The sequence below is a fragment of the Caballeronia sp. LZ043 genome, assembly GCF_031451075.1.
GTDB lineage: Bacteria > Pseudomonadota > Gammaproteobacteria > Burkholderiales > Burkholderiaceae > Caballeronia.
In genome coordinates this window covers 26,041-46,421 of record NZ_JARUXT010000012.1, presented here as the reverse complement: position 1 = coordinate 46,421, position 20,381 = coordinate 26,041, and the positions used below count along the sequence as shown (strand labels likewise).

The 20,381-nt window shown below is 65.1% G+C and carries 20 protein-coding genes; 11 read left to right on the top strand and 9 right to left on the bottom strand.

Annotation, left to right across the window (positions count from 1 at the left end):
- Positions 1–7: 7 nt before the first annotated feature.
- From QCE64_RS35155 to QCE64_RS35135, 5 genes are read right to left on the bottom strand one after another with little or no spacing between them, the layout of a single operon-like run.
- A complete protein-coding gene (locus tag QCE64_RS35155) occupies positions 8–748 on the bottom strand; it encodes an amino acid ABC transporter ATP-binding protein (RefSeq protein WP_309927713.1) in 741 nt (246 codons plus the stop codon).
- Positions 745–1,704, bottom strand: coding sequence for an agmatinase (locus QCE64_RS35150; protein ID WP_309821378.1), 960 nt, complete (start codon positions 1,702–1,704; stop codon positions 745–747). The genes QCE64_RS35155 and QCE64_RS35150 overlap by 4 nt, the downstream gene beginning before the upstream one ends.
- A gap of 30 nt (positions 1,705–1,734) precedes the next feature.
- Complete coding sequence (locus tag QCE64_RS35145) at positions 1,735–2,397, bottom strand: amino acid ABC transporter permease (protein ID WP_309927711.1); 663 nt, start codon at positions 2,395–2,397, stop codon at positions 1,735–1,737.
- Positions 2,387–3,067 (bottom strand): amino acid ABC transporter permease, encoded by a 681-nt coding sequence (locus QCE64_RS35140; RefSeq protein WP_309935957.1) that lies wholly within the window; start codon positions 3,065–3,067, stop codon positions 2,387–2,389. Before QCE64_RS35140 ends, QCE64_RS35145 begins: the two co-directional genes overlap by 11 nt.
- Before the next feature lie 4 nt (positions 3,068–3,071).
- Positions 3,072–3,923 (bottom strand): transporter substrate-binding domain-containing protein, encoded by an 852-nt coding sequence (locus tag QCE64_RS35135; RefSeq protein ID WP_309927708.1) that lies wholly within the window; start codon positions 3,921–3,923, stop codon positions 3,072–3,074.
- Positions 3,924–4,072: 149 nt separating this feature from the next.
- Here QCE64_RS35135 and QCE64_RS35130 point away from each other — a divergent pair, with 149 nt between their 5' ends.
- Complete coding sequence (locus QCE64_RS35130; protein WP_404987875.1) at positions 4,073–4,978, top strand: LysR family transcriptional regulator; 906 nt, start codon at positions 4,073–4,075, stop codon at positions 4,976–4,978.
- Between the two features lie 18 nt (positions 4,979–4,996).
- Here QCE64_RS35130 and QCE64_RS35125 read toward each other — a convergent pair whose 3' ends face one another.
- Positions 4,997–5,380 carry a hypothetical protein gene (locus QCE64_RS35125; protein WP_309927702.1) on the bottom strand — a complete coding sequence of 128 codons (384 nt, stop codon included), beginning with the start codon at positions 5,378–5,380 and terminating at the stop codon, positions 4,997–4,999.
- 507 nt (positions 5,381–5,887) lie between these two features.
- On the opposite strand from QCE64_RS35125, the gene QCE64_RS35120 reads away from it, so the two are divergent.
- The 5 genes from QCE64_RS35120 to QCE64_RS35100 all read left to right on the top strand — a co-directional run bounded on the left by QCE64_RS35120 (position 5,888) and on the right by QCE64_RS35100 (position 12,260).
- On the top strand, positions 5,888–7,954 hold the full coding sequence (locus QCE64_RS35120; RefSeq protein ID WP_310008852.1) for an EAL domain-containing protein: 2,067 nt from the start codon (positions 5,888–5,890) through the stop codon (positions 7,952–7,954).
- Between the two features lie 205 nt (positions 7,955–8,159).
- A complete protein-coding gene (locus QCE64_RS35115; protein ID WP_310008850.1) occupies positions 8,160–9,731 on the top strand; it encodes a sensor domain-containing diguanylate cyclase in 1,572 nt (523 codons plus the stop codon).
- The gene (locus QCE64_RS35110) at positions 9,728–10,009 is read left to right on the top strand and encodes a DUF3253 domain-containing protein (RefSeq protein WP_309927695.1); all 282 of its coding nucleotides are present in this window, start codon (positions 9,728–9,730) and stop codon (positions 10,007–10,009) included. Before QCE64_RS35115 ends, QCE64_RS35110 begins: the two co-directional genes overlap by 4 nt.
- Positions 10,010–10,390: 381 nt before the next feature.
- Positions 10,391–11,002 (top strand): DUF1275 family protein, encoded by a 612-nt coding sequence (locus tag QCE64_RS35105; RefSeq protein WP_310008848.1) that lies wholly within the window; start codon positions 10,391–10,393, stop codon positions 11,000–11,002.
- Between the two features lie 34 nt (positions 11,003–11,036).
- Positions 11,037–12,260, top strand: a complete 1,224-nt coding sequence (locus tag QCE64_RS35100) for a Gfo/Idh/MocA family oxidoreductase (RefSeq protein ID WP_310008846.1) — start codon at positions 11,037–11,039, stop codon at positions 12,258–12,260.
- An 18-nt stretch (positions 12,261–12,278) separates the two neighbouring features.
- Here the strand turns inward: QCE64_RS35100 and QCE64_RS35095 are convergent, their stop codons facing one another.
- The gene (locus QCE64_RS35095) at positions 12,279–13,520 is read right to left on the bottom strand and encodes an FAD-binding oxidoreductase (RefSeq protein ID WP_310008844.1); all 1,242 of its coding nucleotides are present in this window, start codon (positions 13,518–13,520) and stop codon (positions 12,279–12,281) included.
- A 201-nt stretch (positions 13,521–13,721) separates the two neighbouring features.
- Between QCE64_RS35095 and QCE64_RS35090 the strand changes: the two genes are divergently transcribed.
- Together QCE64_RS35090 and QCE64_RS35085 are read left to right on the top strand one after the other, a co-directional pair.
- On the top strand, positions 13,722–15,020 hold the full coding sequence (locus QCE64_RS35090) for a winged helix-turn-helix domain-containing protein (protein ID WP_310008841.1): 1,299 nt from the start codon (positions 13,722–13,724) through the stop codon (positions 15,018–15,020).
- Positions 14,999–15,955, top strand: a complete 957-nt coding sequence (locus QCE64_RS35085; RefSeq protein ID WP_310008839.1) for a hypothetical protein — start codon at positions 14,999–15,001, stop codon at positions 15,953–15,955. The genes QCE64_RS35090 and QCE64_RS35085 overlap by 22 nt, the downstream gene beginning before the upstream one ends.
- A gap of 27 nt (positions 15,956–15,982) precedes the next feature.
- Here the strand turns inward: QCE64_RS35085 and QCE64_RS35080 are convergent, their stop codons facing one another.
- Together QCE64_RS35080 and QCE64_RS35075 are read right to left on the bottom strand one after the other, a co-directional pair.
- Entirely contained in the window at positions 15,983–16,879 is an 897-nt protein-coding gene (locus tag QCE64_RS35080; protein ID WP_310008837.1) for an oxidoreductase, read from the bottom strand.
- A 139-nt stretch (positions 16,880–17,018) separates the two neighbouring features.
- A complete protein-coding gene (locus QCE64_RS35075) occupies positions 17,019–17,432 on the bottom strand; it encodes a thioesterase family protein (RefSeq protein ID WP_309935945.1) in 414 nt (137 codons plus the stop codon).
- Positions 17,433–17,610: 178 nt separating this feature from the next.
- Here QCE64_RS35075 and QCE64_RS35070 point away from each other — a divergent pair, with 178 nt between their 5' ends.
- The 3 genes from QCE64_RS35070 to QCE64_RS35060 are packed head-to-tail and all read left to right on the top strand — an operon-like array spanning position 17,611 to position 20,369.
- On the top strand, positions 17,611–18,744 hold the full coding sequence (locus tag QCE64_RS35070; protein WP_309935944.1) for an acyl-CoA dehydrogenase family protein: 1,134 nt from the start codon (positions 17,611–17,613) through the stop codon (positions 18,742–18,744).
- A 2-nt stretch (positions 18,745–18,746) separates the two neighbouring features.
- The gene (locus QCE64_RS35065; protein WP_309927673.1) at positions 18,747–19,514 is read left to right on the top strand and encodes a 3-ketoacyl-ACP reductase; all 768 of its coding nucleotides are present in this window, start codon (positions 18,747–18,749) and stop codon (positions 19,512–19,514) included.
- 9 nt (positions 19,515–19,523) lie between these two features.
- Entirely contained in the window at positions 19,524–20,369 is an 846-nt protein-coding gene (locus QCE64_RS35060) for a sugar phosphate isomerase/epimerase family protein (RefSeq protein WP_310008835.1), read from the top strand.
- Positions 20,370–20,381 lie beyond the last annotated feature (12 nt).

Sequence of the window (20,381 nt, the reverse complement as noted above, 5' to 3'; positions counted from 1 at the left end):
AGTGGAATCAGTGCTGAAGAATTTTCGAAAGAAAGCGTTTCACCGCGGGACTGGCCGCGTCCTGGAAAAACGCATCGGTGGGGCTGTCCTCGATGATCGCGCCGTCCTCCATGAACACGACGCGATGTGCGACGCGCCGCGCGAAGCCCATCTCGTGCGTCACCACCATCATGGTCATGCCTTCGCGCGCAAGCTCCACCATCACGTCGAGCACCTCGTTCACCATCTCGGGATCAAGCGCGGAAGTCGGTTCGTCGAACAGCATCGCCATGGGGTCCATCGAGAGCGCACGCGCGATGGCGACGCGCTGCTGCTGGCCGCCCGACAACTGCCCCGGATACTTGTGCGCATGCGCCGAGAGCCCGACGCGATCGAGCAGTTCACGCGCCTTTGCACGCGCGCTCGTCTCGTCGCGGCCGAGCACGATGCGCTGCGCAAGCGTCAGGTTGCGCGTCAAGTCGAGATGCGGAAACAGCTCGAAGTGCTGGAACACCATGCCGACGCGGCTGCGCAGCTTCGGCAGGTTGGTCGACTTCGCGGCGAGCGAGGTGCCGTCGACGAGAATGTCGCCTTTCTGGAACGGCTCCAGCGCATTCACGGTCTTGATGAGCGTCGATTTTCCGGAACCCGAAGGCCCGCAGACCACGACGATCTCGCCCTTGTTCACGTGCGTCGAACACTGCTTGAGCACGTGATGCGCACCGTACCATTTGTCGATGCCGCGAATCTCGATGACCGGTGTCGTCATTTGTCGAAATACCCCGCGCGGATCGACGCGCCGATCAGGTTGAGAATCAGGCGGCCCGCCGTGATGCAGGAGATCAGGTTCTTGTCGTCCTTCTCCGGCTGGATCTCGACAATGTCCATCCCCACCACGCGACCCTTCTTCACCAAGCCATGAATCAACTTGCGCGCCTGCACGAAGGTCACGCCGCCCGGCGCCGGTCCCGCCACCGCCGGCATCACCGAGGGATCGAGACCATCGGCGTCGATGGTCAGGTAGTAGTTGCCGCCGTCGGGAATGCGGGCGAGCACCGCCTCCATGCCGATGTCATGCAGTTCGTAAGCCGTCACAAGGTCCGAGCCGTACGCGCGCGCCGCGACCAGTTCCTCGGGGCGTCCGCTGCCTTGCGCGCGCAGACCGATCTGGATGATGCGGTCGACGTGCGCCATTTCGGAGGCGCGGCGAATCGGGCTGGAGAGGCCTTCGCGCACGCCGTTGACATCGTCGCGCCAGTCGAGGTGGGCATCGATATGCACCAGCGTGATCGGGCCTTTCTGGTCGAGACCGCGCAGCACCGGCGTGGTGATGCCGTGATCGCCGCCGAGCACGATGGGCATCGCGCCGCCCGCCGCGATGCGGCGCACCGCCGCTTCGGCACGCGCATAGTGTTCGCCAGGCTTCGTCAGGTCGGGAATGATGTCGCCGCAATCGACGAAGCGCACATCGGTACGGCCTTGCAGCAGCGGACCGTCGATATCGAAGTCGTAGTGATAGGGCTTGCGCACGACGCGGTCCGTTGCCTGGCGGATCGCCGAGGGCGCGTTGGTCTGGTCGTTGCTGAAGTCCGATGCGTCATAGGGCGCGCCATACGGCATGCCGAGCACGGCGATGTCGGCCTTGAGGTTGTCGATGTCGAGATCGAGTTCCGAGTACAGCAGCGTGGGATGGCCGACGCGCGGCGCGACAGTGTATTGGGTCATGGGGTGTCTCCAGAGTGAGGGGAAGGCGCGTCAGACATGACGCGTGCGGCGGCCGATCACGGTCTCCAGGCGCCGGCCGGCGCCCGCCAGCAGAACGCTGCAGATCCAGTACATCAAGGCCGTCGTGCCGAGCACTTCGACATAGGCGAACGTGTTCGCGGTGAGCAGGTTGCTCTGGTACGTCATCTCCGGCAGGCTCATCACGGAGAAGATGGCGGAGTCCTTGAACATCATGATGACGAGGCTCGTGGTGGGCGGCGTGATGAAACCGAACAGCTGCGGCGCGATGATGTGCCGCTGCGCCTGCCAGAACGTCATGCCGAGCGACAGCGACGCGAAGGTCTGGCCGCGCGGCACGGAACGCAACGCGGCGCGCAGGATCTCGCAGAAGTAGCCGCCCGTGTAGAACACCGTGCAGCCGATCGCCACCGTCATCGCCGAGGCGGGCACGCCCAGTTTCGGCAGGCCGAAGAACGCCAGGTACACGAGGATCAGGTACGGAATGTTGCGCACCAGCTCGACATAGGCGAGCGCCACGGGCCGCAGCACGGTGCGCGACTGCGCCGCATAGGCCGCCACGATGCCAAGCACGATACCCAGCGGAATGCCGGTCACGCTGACCAGCGCGGTGATGCGCAATCCTTGGAGCAGCGGGGGAATCGCTTCACGGACGATCGAGAAATCAATGGCCATGGGGAAGCATCCTCGCGACGCGGCGTTCGCACAGTCGCGAAGCAGCGGAAATCAGGAACAGGATCACGAAATAAACGGCGGCCGTGATTGCGAAAACCTGCAGCGGCAAGTCGGTCTGCAACGTCGCGTTGCGTGCGACGGTCGCGAGCTCGGGCACGGCGATGATCGACATCAGCGAGGACGCCTTGAGCAGGATCGTGAACTCGCTGGTGAGCGGCGGAATCGATCGATAGATCACTTGCGGCAGCAGCACATGACGCCAGACCTGCGCGGTGCGCATGCCCACCGCATAGCCTGCGGCGCGCTGACCCCAGGAGATCGTGCCGAGCGCGCCGCGCAGGATCTCGACGATATACGCGCTGGTGTTGCAGGCGAGCGCGGCAATCCCCGCCGTGACCGGCGAGATCGAGATGTCGAGCAGCGCGGGCACCATGTAGTACGCGATCAGCATGTGGATCAGCGCGGGCGTGCCGCGAATCAGGCTGACCCACAGCACGACCAGCGAGCGCAGCGGCGCGAATGGCGAAATGCGCGCGAGCAGCAGCACGATGCCGAGTGCGAGCCCGATCACGAAGGCGCATGCCGATGCGCCCAGCGTGAGCGCCGTCCCTGACACGACGCCGTCGAGGAAGGGCGCGATCACGCCGCCCGGGTCGATCCAGTCGAACATGGCGTCAGATCGCGCCGGCCGGCAGATAGTCGCTGCGTGGCGTGTCCATCGCGGCGCCAAACCATTTGGTCTGGAGCGCGGCGAGCTTGCCGTCGTTCCGGAAAGATTCGAGCGAATCGTTGATGAATTTGCGGATCTCGAGATCGTTCGGATTCGCCACCCACGCGAGCAGCTTCGGCTGGCCGATGGTGCCGGCGATGCGGAACGCGTTCGGCTGGCGCTTCATCTGCACGGCGGCGATGTTCGACGGCATCAGCGCGACATCGACGGTCTTGTTCGCCAGCGCGTTCGATACATCCGGATAGGCCTGGAACAGCTTGGTGTCCGCATAGCCCTTGCCAGTCTTGTCCTTCAGTTCCTTCTCGAACTCGGTGGCCACCGGCTGCGACGACGAACCCATCTGCGTGCCGATGATCTTGCCGCCGATGTCGAGGTCGCGGTTGATGCTCTTGTCGTCCGCGCGCACCATCAGCACCGAACGCACGACGCCGACCGGCTCGCTGAACGCGAAACGCTTCGCGCGCTCCGGCGTGATGCCGACGCTGGTCGCCACGAAGTCGAACTTGTGCGACATCAGGCCCGGCAGCAGACCCTGAAACGGCAGGTTCATTTGTTCGAGCTTGACGCCGAGTTTCGCCGCCATCAGTTCCAGCACGTCATGCCCATAGCCGACGATCTGGCCGTTCTCGACGAATTCGAACGGCTCGTACGCCGCCTCGGTACCCACCACGAGCTTGCCGCGCTTCTTGATATCGGCGAGCGTGCCGCCTTCGGCGTGCGCGATGGTCGGCAGCGCCAGCGCGGCGCCCGACGCAAGCGTCGCTTTCACAAAAGATCGTCTGGACCAGGTTTTCATTGCTTTCTCCGCTTGAGGGGACGGCTTGAGGGACGCTCGGGGACGAGGCAGCCGAAATGTATGTCGCCATAAAGTGAGTGAAAAATGATTTTTTTATCGGTATGGTTCCGAAAAACGTAACCTTTTTCGAAGCTTTTTTCTTCGCTGCCATGTCCGAACGACCCCCCGTCAAACATTCCGTCGTGAAGCGCCCCGACTTCAGCGAGCGTGACCTCCGGTCGCTGCGCATCTTCTGCTCGGTCGCGCAGGCGAATGGTTTTGCCGCCGCCGAGAAGCAGCTCAACATGTCGAAGGCGTCGATCAGCCGGCATATCCGCGAGGTCGAGGAAACACTCGGGGCGCGGCTGTGCGAACGCGGGCCGTCAGGCTTCGTGTTGACGCACGCGGGCAAGGTGGCGCTCGAACTCGCACGCGATGCGCTGATGTCGCTCGCGCGCATCCGTCCGGAAATCGATGCGGTGCGCGGCGTGTTGTCCGGAACGCTCGCCATCGGCATGGTCGAGCACATCGTCAGCGACGAAGGCTGTCATCTGCCGGAAGCACTGGCCTCGCTCAAGGAACTTGCGCCGGACGTGAGCGTGGAACTGCGCGTGATGACCTTCAATGAGCTCGATCTCGCGTTGCGCGAGCGTCGCGTGCAGGTGGCGATTCGCGGAATGTACCGGCGCGAGGCCGGCTTTCACTACTTGCCGCTCTTCATCGAGCGCCAGCAGCTTTATGTGGCGCGCCGCAGTCTCCGTGATGCCGCGGCGCTGCCGCTGGTGTATCGGTCGCAACCCTTCGTGCACGAGATGCTCAATACGCTCGGCATGGCGCGCGGGCCGTCGGCTTCGGGTCTGGAGGCGGTCGCGATGCTCGTGCTGTCAGGCCACTATGTCGGCTTGCTGCCGCAGTTCTATGCGGCTTCGTTTGCGAAGCGGCAGGCGCTCGTCAAGGTGCCGGGCGTGCCCGTGTACGAAAACACCATCAGCGCCATCACCGAGATCTCGCGGCCCCGCACGCGCGCGCTCGATCTGTTCCTGGACCTTCTGCAACAGCTCCATGGCAGTGCGTGAAAGGAGGATGCTGCGTCTTCACACGACGCGGTTCATGCGATCGACGACGAGTTCACCGCAGGCGGCGATCGCCCCAGCCACGACAGGAACGAGATGATCGGGCACGCGCCATTCGGCGGCGGTCGTATCGGAGAGCAATTGCTCGGAGAACAGGTGGAAGACTTCGGAGCAGGCTACCTCGGGTCGCGGGTCGCGGCTGCCGTGTTCCCGGTAGAGACAGGCAAAGTGCAATACACACCGGCTGAGCGAAGCACTGGTCAATTGCGCCCATGAGGAATCCTCCCGGCCCGCCAGACTCATCTGCATCTCGCGCACGGTAGCCCACAGCACGCCGGCCAGACGCTCGGGAATCCCGAGATAGCTGTAACCCACGCTTCCGCTTTCCATGATTTCGTTCTCCATCCATACGTCGTGACTGGCGCGACCAATGTGCAATCGTCATGCCGAGTAATACACCGGTAAGGCGGAATGTCTTTTTGAACCACTCGTCCTTTCCGTTGCGCACGCTAATGCAGCGGCCCCAGAGCCTGATCCCACTTCCTTTCGCAAGTTCCATCGATAACATCCTGGGTCATTAATGCAATACGTACGCACGGGACGAATGGACGTAACACTGTGTGCATGTAACGTAACGGACCGCGTGACACCCGTTGCGCATGGGTTACGCGGCATACGTTTCTGGTAAGACAATTGGCATGGAACCTGCATGAAGCTTTATTCGGAAACAGACGGTCAGACCGTTTCATCAAGGGCTTTTTGAGTGCACGAAAATGCTGTGACAGTTGCGCACGTTCGGTTCAGAATGTCGCGTGCATCTGTTTCGGAAGCAGATACGCACGAGGTTGAAGCTGTTCATTCTTGGAACACCAGCAACACACAAACGTTGCTAAAAAAAGCAATCCGGAATACATGCTCGCCACTTCCTATAATCCGCTCCTCGTCGTCTGTTCGCTGTTCGTAGCGATCCTGGCTTCCTATACCGCGCTCGACATGGCCGGCCGTGTGGCATCGGCCAAAGGGCTGGCCGGCCTCTTCTGGCTCGTCGGCGGCGGTTGTGCAATGGGGCTCGGCATCTGGTCGATGCACTTCGTCGGCATGCTCGCCTTCGATCTGCCCATCCCCGTCGGCTATGACCCGGCCATCACCTTCCTGTCGCTGCTGATCGCCATCGCGGCATCCACCTTTGCGTTATGGCTCGTCAGCCAGTACGCGCTGCCGTGGCGCCGGCTGATGCTCGGCTCACTGCTCATGGGGCCCGCCATCGCCGGCATGCACTACACGGGCATGGCCGCGATGCAGATGAACCCGGTCATCGACTACGACTGGAGCCTGGTGGCGCTGTCCATTGTCATCGCCGTTGCGGCGTCGGGCGCGGCCTTGTGGACGGCCTTCCATATCCGCGGCAGGGCGGCCGGGGTGTTCCTGTTTCGCGGCGGCGCATCGCTGCTGATGGGGTCGGCCATCGTCGGCATGCATTACACCGGCATGGCGGCCGCGCATTTTCCGCTGGGCAGCATATGCGAGGCGGCGCGTCACGGGACGAACACGTCATGGCTGGCAGCGATCGTCATCGTCGTGACCGTGGCGGTGCTGAGCATCGCGCTGATCGTATCGGTGCTGGAGCTCAGGCTCGAACTGCGTACCGCCGCGCTGTCCCGGTCGCTCGCGGAAGCCAACAAGGAGCTGATTCATCTCGCCCTGCATGACAGCCTGACCCGGCTGCCCAACCGCGTCCTGCTCGATGACCGCCTGAACCAGCTCATCCAGCAGGGGCGGCACTTCACGCTGATGTTCCTCGACCTCGATGGCTTCAAGGCCGTCAACGACGCATTCGGGCACCAGGTGGGAGACCGCTTGCTGATCGACGTCTCGCGACGCATCGGCGCCAGCATGCGCGAGAACGACACCTTCGCCCGTGTGGGCGGCGACGAGTTCGTCCTGTTGTGCGACGTCACCCGGCCTGCGGACGTCGCGAACATCGCGGCCACGCTGATCCGCATCGTTGAAGAACCGTACTCGGCGGGCGAGCATGAAATCCAAGTGTCGACGAGTATCGGCATTGCCTGTTATCCCGAGCATGGCCGGACCCAGAGCGAGCTGTTGTCGAGCGCCGATACGGCGATGTACCGCGCCAAGGCCATGGGCCGCAACAACTACTGCTTCTTCGAGCCGTCCATGCACGCCGACGCCTACGAGCACATGCAGCTGGCGCGTGAGCTGCGCATGGCGCTGTCGGGCGGCGAACTGATCCTGCACTATCAGCCTAAATTCGAAGCGCGGAGCGGTCCCGTGGTGGGGGCGGAAGCGCTGCTGCGCTGGAAGCATCCGTCGCGGGGCCTGATGGCGCCGGACGAGTTTCTCCCGATTGCCGAGAAGAGCGGGCTGATGGTGCCCATCGGCGAATGGGCTCTCAACGAGGCCTGCCGTCAGATGCGCATCTGGGTCGAGGCGGGGCACACGGACTGGAGCGTCGCCGTGAATCTGTCGGCCACGCAGTTCGTCCACACGAGTCTCGTGCAGGTCGTGCGCCAGGCGCTCGTTCAGCATCGGCTCGAACCGCGTCACCTGATTCTGGAGATCACCGAATCCACCGCGATGCACGACGTCGAAGTCAGCCTGAGCGTGCTGAAACAGTTGCGCGAGACAGGCGTGCGGATTGCTATCGATGATTTCGGAACGGGTTATTCCAGTCTTCTTTATCTGAAGCGGCTGCCTGCCCATGAACTGAAAATCGACCGGGGCTTCATTCGCGATCTGAGGCGCGATACCGAGGACGCGGCCATCGTGGCGGCGATAGTCGCGCTGGGGCGGACTCTCAATCTGCGAGTCGTTGCGGAGGGCGTCGAAACGGAGGAGCAGCAGGCCTTCCTGAGCCAGCTGGGCTGCGATATGTTGCAGGGCTTTCTGCTGGGACGGCCCATGGCGCCGGAACAGTTCGTGAAGGCTGTCGAAGCCGGCCGGGTCGTGTCCGATTAGCCTCTGTTCGGCTTCCAAGGCAGCCGCTGTCCACCGGAATGGCGTCCGGGACGTTAGGATGCGGGACTGTTCCGGAAAAAACCGGAACGCTGGTCAAAAATTATTCAAAACGAGAGAGGGCGCGCGGTTTCTGACAGAACCGCGTTCGCGAAGGAGAGCACGGTTGAAGCAGTCATCAACCCTCGGAAAGGAATCACGCTGGACGATGTCCTGGGTCGACAGGCACGCGATCCTTATCGCGCTGAGCACGACCTTCGTCTGCCTCGTGGTTCTGATCACGACGGCCGTGGTCCTGGTCTCCGGCAGGCAAGAGGCTTTGGACAAGGCGCGCGACACCTCCGAGAACGTGGCCGCCGCCCTTGCGCGCGACATGAGCCGCAACCTGCAGGTCTACGACCTTTCCTTGCAGGCCGTGGTGGACGGGGTGTCGAATCCGGAAATTCTCGCGTTGCCGCCGGAGTTGCGCAGGCAGATGCTGTTCGACCGCGCGACCATGGCGCCCCACGTGATGGGCATCTACGCCGTGGATGAGGAGGGCCGGATCGTGCAGGGGCGCGCACGGCTCTTTCCAACGCTGAACCTCGCCGATCGCGATTACTTCCTCGTGCACAAGAACCGCGACGACGTGGGCCTGTTCATCTCGAAGCCTTATGAATCCCGGCTGAGGAACGGCAGTCCTTCCATCGCGCTCAGTCGCCGCATTTCGAAGGCGGACGGCAGCTTTGGCGGCGTCGCGCTGATCTCGCTCGACCTCGACTATTTCCAGCAGCTGGTCGACGGCGTCAAGCTGGGCACGCACGGCGCCGCCACCATCATGCAGACCGACGGTTTCATCCTCGCGCGCTATCCGCAGGTGAGCCGCAGCAAAATGATTTCCGTTGCCTCACCCGCGTTCCTGTCCATGCTCGGACCGAAGGGCGGTTCATTCGTCGCGAAGTCGCCGGTGGATGGTGTCGAGCGTCTGTCCACGTTCGCGAACGTGGAGGACAGCAATCTTGTCGCCATGGTCGCGCCGGCCATGGATGAAATCACCGAAGAGTGGAGGCATCGTTCGCTCATCATCGGCGCGTTGAGTGTCGTAGTGTCGTGCGCGTTCACGATCGTCGTGTGGCTGCTCGTGTTCGCGGTGCGCCAGCGCGATGCGGCGCAGGCGCGGCTGATTGCAATTGCGGACACGGACGGGCTGACGGGCGTCGCCAACCGTCGCGGCCTGGACGCGACGCTGCCGGCAATGTGGGCGCGGGCCGTGCGGCATCGGCTGCCGATGGCGATCATGTTCGTCGATGCCGATCACTTCAAGGCCTATAACGACACGCATGGCCACGTGGCGGGCGACCGGGCGTTGCGCTTCGTCGCGCATTGCCTGACGCGGCGGGCGCGCCGGCAGAACGACATCGTCGCGCGCTATGGCGGCGAGGAGTTCATCGTCGTGCTGGCCGACTGCACGCCGCGCCGCGCCGAGGATGTCGCCGACGCCATCCTGACCGATGTCGCCGCCTGCGCGGAAGAAAGCGGGATGGCGCAGCCCACGCCGCTGGCGCCGGTGACGGTGAGCATCGGCGTGGCGCTTTGCCAGCCGGACGACGGCACGACTCTCGAAACAGCGATGCGTCGCGCCGATGAAGCCCTGTATGACGCAAAGCGTGACGGTCGCAATCGCGTATCGATCGTCACGGTGGAAGCGAATCCGGTCCGCAAGACGAAGCTTGCGCGTGACACGCTGCACGCCGATGCGGCGCGTCGATCCCGCAGCCTCGCGGACGAGACCGTCAAATGACACGCGTATCCGCTCCGGACATCGAACGATGCGTGCTCGATCTGCTGCGCAGCCGCGCCGAGACGGCGTCCATTTGTCCGTCGGACGTTGCGCGTGCGCTCACCCACGATGAAGACGGCTGGCGCGACCTGATGCCCGCGGTGCGGGACGTGGCTGCGCGGATGGCGCATCGGCAGCGACTGAAGATCACGCAGGGAGAAACGACGCTCGACCCGGACGACATCGGCCATGGCCCGATCCGGTTGCGTCGCGGGCCAGGCTTTCCGGCGAGCGGTTGACGCCGGGTTCAGATGCCGACACCGTATGCCGGCACATCGATCACGACATCAGATAGGTCATTCGCGACATCGCGCTGGCCGGGGAGCGCGCGCTTCGGCCAGCCTGAAGCTGCCCGGATTCATCCCGTAAGCGTTCGGCGATGACCACGCGCTGACAGCACTGCCGCAGCAGTTGCTCCCGTAACAGACGTCCGCGCTGCCATCACCCGCTCCGGCGCTTTTACCGCGCGCAAGCTCATGACAAGTCTCTGAAAGCGAGATCGTCCTGACGCCCGGCCTCATCCCACAGGCACCGAATTTGCGGACCGTGGAAGCTTCCGGACCACGCCCTCCCCACACAACACGAACATGCCTTCGTCCGTCACGTCCTGGCTGAGAGACATGGCCGATACCGCCGTGCCTGTGCTTGCGCTCGTGGCCATCGCGGGCGGTACCGACGCGCTCATCATGCTTCACAGCAAGGACCTGCTGGCTGTCTACATGACCGGCAATTCGACCAAGCTCGGCCAGTCATTGATCGCCGGCGCATGGAGCAAGGCGCTGCCGCTCGTGAGCGTGATCGCCAGCTTCTTCGTCGCGGCGACGCTTGCCGCATGGCTCGCGGCACGCCTGCCGAGCTGGCGTGCCCCGTTCTGCCTGACATCCACCGCGTTGCTGCTGGCCTGCGCCGTGCCGTTAGCAGGCACCGCGTATCCGGTGACCGCCACCTGTCTGATCGCGGCGGGCATCGGCGCAATCAACCAGACCCGCGCCGATGAGCCAGGCATTTCGTTCATCACAGGCAACTTCATCCGCATCGCGCGGCATCTGGGAGAAGGGAAGTTCAGCGCGGCGGCAGCGGGCGTCGGGCGATGGATGGCGTTCGTCGCCGGCGCGGCGCTCAGTACGTTGCTCGACTTTTTATATGGCACGGGTGCGCTCGCGATTCTGGCGGCGACGGCCTTCGCGGGTGCATGCGTTGCGCTGCTTGCACGCAATGCGCCGCAAGCATGATCCGAATGAACCACTCAACGCAGGAGGATGCATCATGTCCACACACGACAAGGCCAAGTTCACCGTAAGCGGTCCCGGCACGCCCGATGGTCCGTCGCTCCCCGCGCCCGGGCAGTCGCAGACGCCCGCCGCCATCGATCTCGGCACGGTCGAGGACGGCAAGGTTCGCTTCGGGAACTGGAAGGGCGACGCCGACAAACCTTCGCCACCTCCGCCCGCACCATCGGCGCCGGATCAGCGCGTGGGATTTGCGGTGATCGGGCTGGGCCGTCTGGCGCTGGAGCAGATCCTTCCCGCCTTCAACGCCTGCAAGGACGCGCGCGTCACGGCGCTCGTCTCGGGCAGCCCCGACAAGGCGCGGGCGGTGGCGAAGCAATACGGCATCGACGAGCAGTCGGTGTATTCATACGCCGAGATGTCACGCCTCGCGGACAATGCCGACGTTCAGGCCGTGTACGTCGTCACGCCGAATGGCCTGCACCTGGAGCACGTGAGCGCCGCGGCGCAGGCAGGCAAACACGTGCTGTGCGAGAAGCCCATGGCGAACACCGCCGACGAGGCGCGGCAGATGATCGACGCCTGCGCGAAGGCGGGCGTGAAGCTGATGATCGCTTACCGCTGTCAGTTCGAGGTCTTCAACAGCGAGGCCACGCGCCGGGTGCAGTCGGGCAAACTCGGCAGGGCGCGCGTGATCGAGGCGACCAATGCGCAGGTGCAGGGCTCGGGCGAGCAATGGCGGCTGCGGGCGGCGCTCGCGGGAGGCGGTGCATTGCCGGACATCGGGCTGTATTGCCTGAACGGCGTGCGCCATGTGCTCGGCGAAGAGCCCGTGGAGGTGTATGCGCAGATCGTCAATCCGGCGGCGGACGAGCGTTATCGCGAAGTGGAAGAGACGATTGCGTTCATGCTGCGCTTCCCCTCCGGCGCCATTGCCAATTGCGCGGCGAGCTATGGCGCGCATGAGTCGAAGGACATGCGCATCCGTCTCGAGAAAGGCTGGATCGACGTGGAGAACGCCTTCGCCTACAAGGGGCAGCGCATGCGGATCGCGCATCGCGAAGGCGATATCGAACAAGTCGATGAGCCGCGGCTCGAATTCAAGGATCAGTTCATGCTCGAGATCGATCACTTCGCGCGATGCGTGCGCGACGGAAGCGAGCCGGACACGCCCGGTGAAGAAGGTCTGCGCGATCAGGTGCTGATGGAAGCGTTATATCGCTCCGCGCGCGAAGGCAGGCCGGTGCGTCTCGACGAGTGAGACGCCTGCCGGTCCCGTTCAGCCTCTCGCGAACCGCTCGGCCCGGAACGGAAACGGGTCCGCCACCGGCGCGGCGCCCGTCATCATCTCTGCAATCAGCCGCCCGGTCACGGGGCCGAGCGTCAGTCCGTGATGCGCATGACCGAAAGCGAACCACAGGTCCTCATGACGCGGCGCCCGGCCGATGACCGGCATCATGTCCGGCGTGCAGGGACGCCGGCCGAGCCACGGCGTGTCATCGAGACGCGCGCCGAGCGGAAAGGTCGCGCGCGCGACGGGTTCGAGCGCGTCGAGCTGCGCCGGCGTGGCGGGCGCGTCGCAGTAGGCCAGTTCCGCGCCCGTCGTCAGGCGGATGCCGCGCGCCATCGGCGTGATCAGATAGCCTCGCTCCGCGTCGAGCACCGGCTGATGCAATTGCGCGCCATCGGCCGCCGCGTAGTGCATGTGATAGCCGCGCTTCACGACGAGCGGCAGCGCGTAGCCCAGACGTGACGTGAGCCGCTCCGACCATGGACCGAGCGCGATCACGGCCGCACGCGCCTCGATGCGTCCCGTGGCCGTCTCGACCTGCCATTGCGGCGCGAGCGTCGCCGCATCGCCGACAAACACACGGCCTCCCAGCTGCTCGAAATAACGCGCGTAAGCCGTTACGAGCGCGTTGGGATCGCTGACGGACACGGCGTCGGTATAGCGCAGCGCGCCGCTCAGCGCGCGACTCAGCGAGGGTTCTTCACGTTGCAGCTGCGCGGCATCGAGCACCTGGTAGGCGACGCCGTATTCTTCATGCCAGCGCTGCGCCGTGCGCCGTTCCGCATCCTGTGCAGCCGCGCTGCGAAAGACCTTGAGCCAGCCGCCCGGGCGCAGCAGCCCCTGCGCGCCCGCTGCTTCGGCAAGCTCGCGATGTTCGCTGACGCAGTGCTCGATCAGCGTGGCATAGGACCGTGCGATGGCCGCATGCCGGTCCGCGCGCGAATGGTGCCAGTAGCGCAGCAGGAAGGGCACGAAGGCGGGCAACGCGCGCGGGTGATAGCGGACCTCGGCCGAACGGTTGCCGGCATAGCGCAACAGCGTGGCGGCGTCGCGGGGCAGCGCATACGGATACACGCCTTCGCGCTGGATCAGCCCCGCATTGCCCAGCGAGGTCTCGTTGCCCGGCGCCTTGCGGTCGACCAACGCGACCGCGAGTCCGCGGCGTTGCAGATGCACGGCAACCGATACGCCCACCATGCCGGCGCCGAGTACGAGGGTATCGAACTTCATTGCAAAGACTCCGTGCAAGCCTGGCGCATGACATGTCCCTGAAGGTGTGAGCGGATTGTCTCAGGTCATGCCGGTTTCGTGTGACGCGACCGCGAGGCGGGACAGCTTCCATTGAGCAGGGGTGAAACGGGCTAGACTGATGCGGCGCTGTTTCCTTTCATTTTCCTGTGACGGCCCCGAGGCCGTTCCGACAGCCCGATCATGCCCAGCACCCCGTTCGAAAGCGGCCCTGCCGACGACGCGACAGAAGTGGTCTATCTGTTCGGATCGTTCAGGCTCGTTCCGTCGCAACAGATGCTGCTCGATGGCGATGCGCGCGTGCTCATCGGCGGACGTGCCTTCGACCTGTTGACCGCTTTGGTGGAACGTCGCGGCGAGCTGGTCACCAAGCAGGAACTCATGGCGCGCGCCTGGCCGCGCGCCGTGGTCGAAGACAGCAATCTCAAGGTCCATATCGCCGCGCTGCGCAAGGCGCTGGGGAAAGCGGCCAACGACCAGCGCTTCGTCGCGACCGTGGTGGGGCGCGGCTATCAGTTCGTGGCGGCCGTCGAGCGCGAGGCGGTCTCATCCGGCGCGGATCTGCCGCAAGCCCCGCACGCGGCGTCGCACAACCTGCCTGCGGCGCTGGTGCGTCCGGTCGGCCGCGCGGAGACCATCCGCACCTTGCGGGACCGGCTGACGCGCACGCGCATCCTGACGGTGGCCGGTCACGGCGGCATCGGCAAGACCACGGTTGCGCTGGCGCTCGCGCACCAGAGAGAGCAGGCGGGGCAGCACGATGTCTGGTTCGTCAATCTGTCGCGGCTGTCCGATGCGCGTTTCGTTCCTCACGCCGTCGCGCACGCGATGGGTCTCGCCGTGCATTCGGACGACATCCTGCAGGCGCTGACGAACACCGTCCGCTTGCAGCGCCGGCCGCAACTCGTGGTGCTGGACAACTGCGAGCACGTGATCGAGGCGGCCGCGGTCGTCGCGGAGAAGCTGATCGCGGCGGCGCCGTCCCTGACGGTGCTGGCGACGAGCCGCGAGCCGTTGCAGGCGCTCGGAGAACATGTGTACCGGCTGGAGCCGCTCGCAAGTCCGCCCGACTCTGCCAACCATGACGATGGCCGAAGCGCTGCGTTATCCGGCGGTGGAACTCTTCGTGGCGCGCGCCGAGGCCGCGCGCGGCGGCTTCATGCCGACCGGCGAGGAAGCGCCGCTGCTCGCCCGCATCTGCCGCAGGCTCGACGGCATTGCTCTCGCGATCGAACTGGCGGCCACGCGTCTGGATGCGTTCGGCGTCCGCGAACTCTTCGAGCTGCTCGACGACCGCTTCGCGACGCTCGCCCAAGGCCGCCGCACCGCCCCGGAGCGCCAGAAGACGCTGCTCGCGGCACTCGACTGGAGCCATCAGCTGCTTCCCGAAAACCGAACGTGTCGTGCTGCGGCGGCTGGGCGTCTTTCCGGCGGCGTTCGCGCTGGAATCAGCGGCGGCCGTGGCAAGCGACGCACGCCTGACGCCCGCCGGCGTGATCGGAGACGCGATATCGGAGGGCAGCCGGCTCACGGCCTTTGCCTGGCATCACATGGGCAGGCAGGCTGAAGCGCGGCGCTTGCTTGCCGGCGTGCTCGAAGCCTTCGATGCCCAATGTCGACAGTCGCGACTGTCGGATAACCACGTGAACGGACGCGAGGGCACGCGTTCGCTGATGGCCAGTGTCCTGTGGTTCCAGGGCTGCGCGGAACGCGCGCTGGAGGAGGCATACCGGGCGCGCAGGGATGCCGAGGCAAGCGGCCATACGCTGACCATCGGCTACGTGCTGGTGTTCGCGTTCATTCCGCTGAGCTTCTACGCGGGCGATCTCGACGCCGCCGAAGAAGCGCTCGACATCCTGCAGGATTGTGTGGCGAAGAACGGCCTCGCGCTCTTCGATGCCATGGCGCGCGGCCTTCACGGAGCCTTGCTGATCGAGCGGAACGAGCGTCAGGGCCTGACGATTCTCAGCGACGCGCTGGCGCAGCTCGAACGCGAGCATCTCGGCATGCGCCAGACGCTGTTTGCCGGGCTCTACGCGCATGGTCTGTCGCGCTTCGGGCGGCATGCGGAGGCGCAGGCGGTCATCGACGACGCGCTCGCGCGTGCGAAGCAGCACGACGAACTGTGGAATCTGCCGGAACTGTTGCGTATCGCGGGCGAGATTCGCGCGGCGTCCGGTAGTGGCGATGCGGAGGGCTTGTTCAAGCAGGCGCTCGAGGTCGCGCGTCAGCAGGGCGCGTTGTTCTTCGAACTGCGTGCGGCGAAGAGTCTGGCGCGTTACAAGCACGCGCAAGGTGAAAGCGGTCATGCGCGCGCACTGCTGTCCGAGGTATGCGAGCGGTTTCCGCCAGGCTGCGCGATCGTCGATGTCAGGGAAGCGCGGGCGTTGCTCGACAGCTGGCGCGCGGCGGAGTGACACGCTGCTGTTGAACGTGCATCGCGCTCAACCCGGCCCGTCACTGGCCGCAGCCAGCAGCGGCACCACGAAATCGCTGATCGGTGTTGCAATGCCGTGCGCGCGGCCACGGCGCTGCACCACGCCGTTGCGGCAATCCCATTCGAGCGGGCGGCCCGCTTGCCGGTCGGCGAGGATCGAGGTGCCCAGGTCGGCTGGCGAGCGGCGAAAGCCATCGACGATTTCCTGCGCCACTTCATCGCCCAGCGTCGCACCTTCGGCCCGTGCTACTGCAAGACATTCCTTTGCATAGGCAAGCGCCAATCCGGCGATGTCGTCACGGGCAAACATGCCGGCGCGGCGGCCGCTCAGCACCATCAGGCCCGCCACCGCGTTCAGCAACAGCTTGCGCCAGGCGACTGAGGCGAAGTCTTCCGCGATGTCGGCGCGGCAGCGCGTACCGTGCATCGCTTCCATCACGAGGCGGCTTTCAGGCAGGTCCGGCAAGGTGAGACGCGCTTCGCGGCGCAGCCACACCGAGGCGTCCGGTTCGCGTTGCGCGGGAAACCAGACGACGGAAGGCAGCACCGGATTGCCCGACAGATACGGCGCGAAGAGCTGCTTCTGTTCGACGCCGTTCTGCAGCACGCAGACCACGGTCCTGTCATTGCACAGGACGGAGAGCCAGGGCGCTGCGGCATCGATCTGCGTCGACTTGACGGCGACGAATACCAGGTCGTAAGTGTCCGTGATCTCTTCCGGACGGGTCCGCACCGGTCCCGGCACGATGATGCGTTCGCCTTCGAAGCGCAACTCCAGTTGCGGAAGCGCGGTGCGGCCGCACAGGGTGGGCGTGCGGCCGGTCTCATGCAACGCGGCGGCGACGGTGGTGCCGATTGCCCCCGGGCCGATCAGGGCGATTTTCATGGTGTCACGCTGGGTCATCGTGTGCTGGCGTCCCTTGTCTGTTTGCCGGGCAGGGGCCCGGGCGTCAGCACGCGAGGGTAGCGCAAGTTGCCTCAGGCTGCTGCGGAACGCATGGACTGCATGCTTGCTGTAAGCGGAGGGTGCCGCACGCAATCGCTCACTCACACGCCGCCCGAATGAACTCCGGTATCGCGACTGCCTTGAGCGTGCCATCCGCCAGCTTGACGCACAACGCGCGCGTCGCGCGAAACTCGCAGATCAGCGTATCGCCGCGCAGGATGCGATGTGCCTGAATGAAGACCTTGTTGCGCCATTCCTCGGTGGACGTACGAATCTCGAGCGTTTCGCCATACGTGGCCGACGCATGAAAGCGGCTGTGGATTTCCAGCAGCGGCGCGCCCACGCAACCGGGCAATGCGTCCAGATTCCGCCACGGCGGCAGACCGCATTGCATGAAGTAATCGTGCGATGCGGCATCCATCCAGCGCGAGAAGTTCGGGAAGAACACGATCCCCGCGGGATCGCAATCGCCGAACTGCACCTCGACACGAAAAATCGTTTCCTTGAGCACGCGTCCGACCTCGGATTGAGTTGAGCCAGCCGTATGGTAGTGCGCCAGATCGGCCAGCGTCCAGTGAACCAGCGAGTGAATTCCTCAACTTGCTAGATCGATCTACTTGGCATAGAGTAACGCTCACGGATCAGCCGATCACAGCACCCGAATGCAAGACCACAACCGAGGAGACGAGGTGATTCTGTCCACCGAGCATCAGCAGGTCGCCGACATGGCCCGGCGCTTCGCCAACGAAGTCATCCGTCCACAAGCTGAGCGGCTGGACCGCGAAGAAAGCTTTCCGGCGGAGATCTACCGGCAGATGGGCGAGACCGGCCTGTTCGGCATCACCGTGCCGGATTCGCTGGGCGGCGCGGGGCTGGATTGCCTCGCGTATGCCATCGTGATGGAGGAGTTGAGTCGCGGTTATGCCTCGGTCGCGGATCAGTGCGGTCTGGTCGAATTGCTCAGCACGCTGTTGAGCCGGCATGGCACGCCGGCACAGATCGACCGCTGGCTCGGACCGCTGGTGCGTGCCGAGACAAAGGGCGCGTATTGCATCACCGAGGCCGGCGCGGGCAGCGATGTCTCCGGCGTGAAGACCACGGCCGTGCGCGACGGCGAAGGCTGGCTGCTCAGCGGCTCCAAGTTGTGGATTCACAACGCGCCCGTCGCCGATGTAGCGCTCGTGCTGGCTCGCACGGACCCCGCTGCGGGCAAGCGCGGCATGAGCATTTTCATCGTCGATTGCGCAGCGCGCGGCGTGTCGCGCGGACCGAAGGAGCACAAGCTGGGACAGCGCGCGTCGCAGGTCGGCGAACTGCATTTCGATGAAGTCAGGCTACCCGCCGATGCACTGCTCGGCACCGAAGGCCGTGGCTTCCACATGATGATGAGCGTGCTCGAGAAAGGGCGCGTGGGGATCGGGGCGCTGGCCGTGGGCATCATCCAGGCCGCGCTGGAGGCGGGCGTCGAACAGGCGAAGATGCGCAAGCAGTTCGGCCAGGCCATCGCCGAGTTCCAGGCTGTCCAGTTCATGCTGGCCGACATGGCCAAGGACTGCGAGGCGGCGCGCCTGCTGGTGCGCGCGGCCGCGAGCAGGATGGACGCGGGCCTCGAAGCGACCGCCGCAGCCTCGATGGCCAAGTGCTTCGCCGGCGACGCAGCGGTACAGCACACCAGCAACGCCATTCAGATCTTTGGCGGCAGCGGCACCATTCGCGGCTACGAAGTGGAACGCCTGTACCGCGACGCCAAGATCACGCAGATCTACGAAGGCACGAACCAGATCCAGCGCATCATCATTGCTCGTCAATTAATGAAGGCATGAATATGAGTAAAAGCGCAGTCGTCACGGGCGCGTCGCGCGGCATCGGACGGGCCGTCGCACTGGCGCTGGCCGCTGAAGGGTTCGATATCGCCGCCATCGCGCTCGGCGACGCGGAGCGTCTTCAGTCGCTCGTCACCGAAGTCGAGGCGCTCGGGCGTGCCTGCCTGCCGCTGGATCTCGACATCGGCGACATCGACGCTCACGCGGCCGCGCTCGATGCCATCACGGCGCGCTTCGGCGGCATCGACTGCCTGGTGAATAACGCGGGCGTCTCGGTGCTCAACCGTGGCGATTTGCTCGACGTGAACCCGCAAAGCTACGACCGCTGCTTCGATATCAACACGCGCGGCACGTTCTTCCTGTCGCAGGCCGTGGCGCGGCAGATGACTCAACAGACGCCGGCCGGCGAGGGGGCGCGCAGCATCGTGTTCGTGACGTCGTCGAACGCGGTGGTCGCTTCGGTCGAGCGGGGCGAATACTGCATGTCGAAGAGCGCGCTGTCGATGGCGGCGCGCCTGTTCGCGCTGCGGCTGGCGTCGCATGGCATCGGCGTGTTCGAGGTGCAGCCCGGTCTGATCCTGACCGAGATGACCGCGCCGTCGAAGGCGAAATACGATGCGCTGATCGCCGAGGGCATGACCGCGACGCCGCGCTGGGGCCAGCCTGAAGACGTGGCGCGCGTGATCCGCACGATGGCGGCCGGACTGCTGCCCTATACCGTCGCGCAGGAAGTGCGCGTGGACGGCGGCCTGATGATCCAGCGCTTCTGAGGTCATGCCATGCGCGAACTGAACGGACGCGGCGATCTCTGCTGCATCAATACCGCGACGCTGGGCCATCGCGAGGCAATCGACGTGACGGCGGCACGCATCGCGGAACAGGGCTTCGGCTGGATCACGCCGTGGCGTCACGAAGTTGACGAGATGCGCCCGCAAGCAGCCGCCAGCGCAATCCGGGCGGCCGGGTTGAAGGTCAATGCCTATTGCCGCACCGCATACTTTGCCGCGCCTGATGAAGCGGGCCGTCGCGCGGCGCTCGATTCGAACCGCCGCGCGCTGGAAACCGCGGCAGTGCTCGGCGCGCCGCTGCTGGTCGCGGTGGTGGGCGGGTTGCCGTCCGGTTCGCGCGATATCGACGATGCCCGCAAACAGATTCTCGACGGCCTCGCCGCCTTGCAGCCGACGATCGACGAGACGGGCGTGCGCATTGCGCTCGAACCGCTGCATCCGGTCTATGCCGCCGACCGCAGCCTGCTCAACACGCTCGATCAGGCGCTCGACTGGTGCGACCGTCTGGACCCGTCGCGCACGGGCAGCTTCGGTGTGGCCGTCGATGCCTACCATGTGTGGTGGGATCCGGCGCTGATGCCGGCGATCGCCCGCGCGGGGCAGCGCATTCTCGCGCTGCATGTATGCGACTGGCTTCTCGAAACCCGTGACCCGTTGCAGGACCGGGGCATGATGGGCGACGGCGTGATCGATCTGAAGCGCCTGCGTGCGGCCGTCGAAGGTGCGGGCTATGACGGTCCGGTGGAAGTGGAGATCTTCTCGCGACTGGACTGGTGGACGCGTCCCGCCGACGAAACGCTGCGCGTGTGCCGCGAGCGCATGTTCGAGTGCTGCTGAAGCGCTCGATCC

What these genes read in the sequence shown, in the direction of transcription:
- QCE64_RS35155 (WP_309927713.1), bottom strand. Translation starts at nt 748, where the DNA reads ATGACGACACCGGTCATCGAGATTCGCGGCATCGACAAATGGTACGGT.
- QCE64_RS35150 (WP_309821378.1), bottom strand. Translation starts at nt 1,704, where the DNA reads ATGACCCAATACACTGTCGCGCCGCGCGTCGGCCATCCCACGCTGCTG.
- QCE64_RS35145 (WP_309927711.1), bottom strand. Translation starts at nt 2,397, where the DNA reads ATGGCCATTGATTTCTCGATCGTCCGTGAAGCGATTCCCCCGCTGCTC.
- QCE64_RS35140 (WP_309935957.1), bottom strand. Translation starts at nt 3,067, where the DNA reads ATGTTCGACTGGATCGACCCGGGCGGCGTGATCGCGCCCTTCCTCGAC.
- QCE64_RS35135 (WP_309927708.1), bottom strand. Translation starts at nt 3,923, where the DNA reads ATGAAAACCTGGTCCAGACGATCTTTTGTGAAAGCGACGCTTGCGTCG.
- QCE64_RS35130 (WP_404987875.1), top strand. Translation starts at nt 4,073, where the DNA reads ATGTCCGAACGACCCCCCGTCAAACATTCCGTCGTGAAGCGCCCCGAC.
- QCE64_RS35125 (WP_309927702.1), bottom strand. Translation starts at nt 5,380, where the DNA reads ATGGAGAACGAAATCATGGAAAGCGGAAGCGTGGGTTACAGCTATCTC.
- QCE64_RS35120 (WP_310008852.1), top strand. Translation starts at nt 5,888, where the DNA reads ATGCTCGCCACTTCCTATAATCCGCTCCTCGTCGTCTGTTCGCTGTTC.
- QCE64_RS35115 (WP_310008850.1), top strand. Translation starts at nt 8,160, where the DNA reads ATGTCCTGGGTCGACAGGCACGCGATCCTTATCGCGCTGAGCACGACC.
- QCE64_RS35110 (WP_309927695.1), top strand. Translation starts at nt 9,728, where the DNA reads ATGACACGCGTATCCGCTCCGGACATCGAACGATGCGTGCTCGATCTG.
- QCE64_RS35105 (WP_310008848.1), top strand. Translation starts at nt 10,391, where the DNA reads ATGGCCGATACCGCCGTGCCTGTGCTTGCGCTCGTGGCCATCGCGGGC.
- QCE64_RS35100 (WP_310008846.1), top strand. Translation starts at nt 11,037, where the DNA reads ATGTCCACACACGACAAGGCCAAGTTCACCGTAAGCGGTCCCGGCACG.
- QCE64_RS35095 (WP_310008844.1), bottom strand. Translation starts at nt 13,520, where the DNA reads ATGAAGTTCGATACCCTCGTACTCGGCGCCGGCATGGTGGGCGTATCG.
- QCE64_RS35090 (WP_310008841.1), top strand. Translation starts at nt 13,722, where the DNA reads ATGCCCAGCACCCCGTTCGAAAGCGGCCCTGCCGACGACGCGACAGAA.
- QCE64_RS35080 (WP_310008837.1), bottom strand. Translation starts at nt 16,879, where the DNA reads ATGACCCAGCGTGACACCATGAAAATCGCCCTGATCGGCCCGGGGGCA.
- QCE64_RS35065 (WP_309927673.1), top strand. Translation starts at nt 18,747, where the DNA reads ATGAGTAAAAGCGCAGTCGTCACGGGCGCGTCGCGCGGCATCGGACGG.
- QCE64_RS35060 (WP_310008835.1), top strand. Translation starts at nt 19,524, where the DNA reads ATGCGCGAACTGAACGGACGCGGCGATCTCTGCTGCATCAATACCGCG.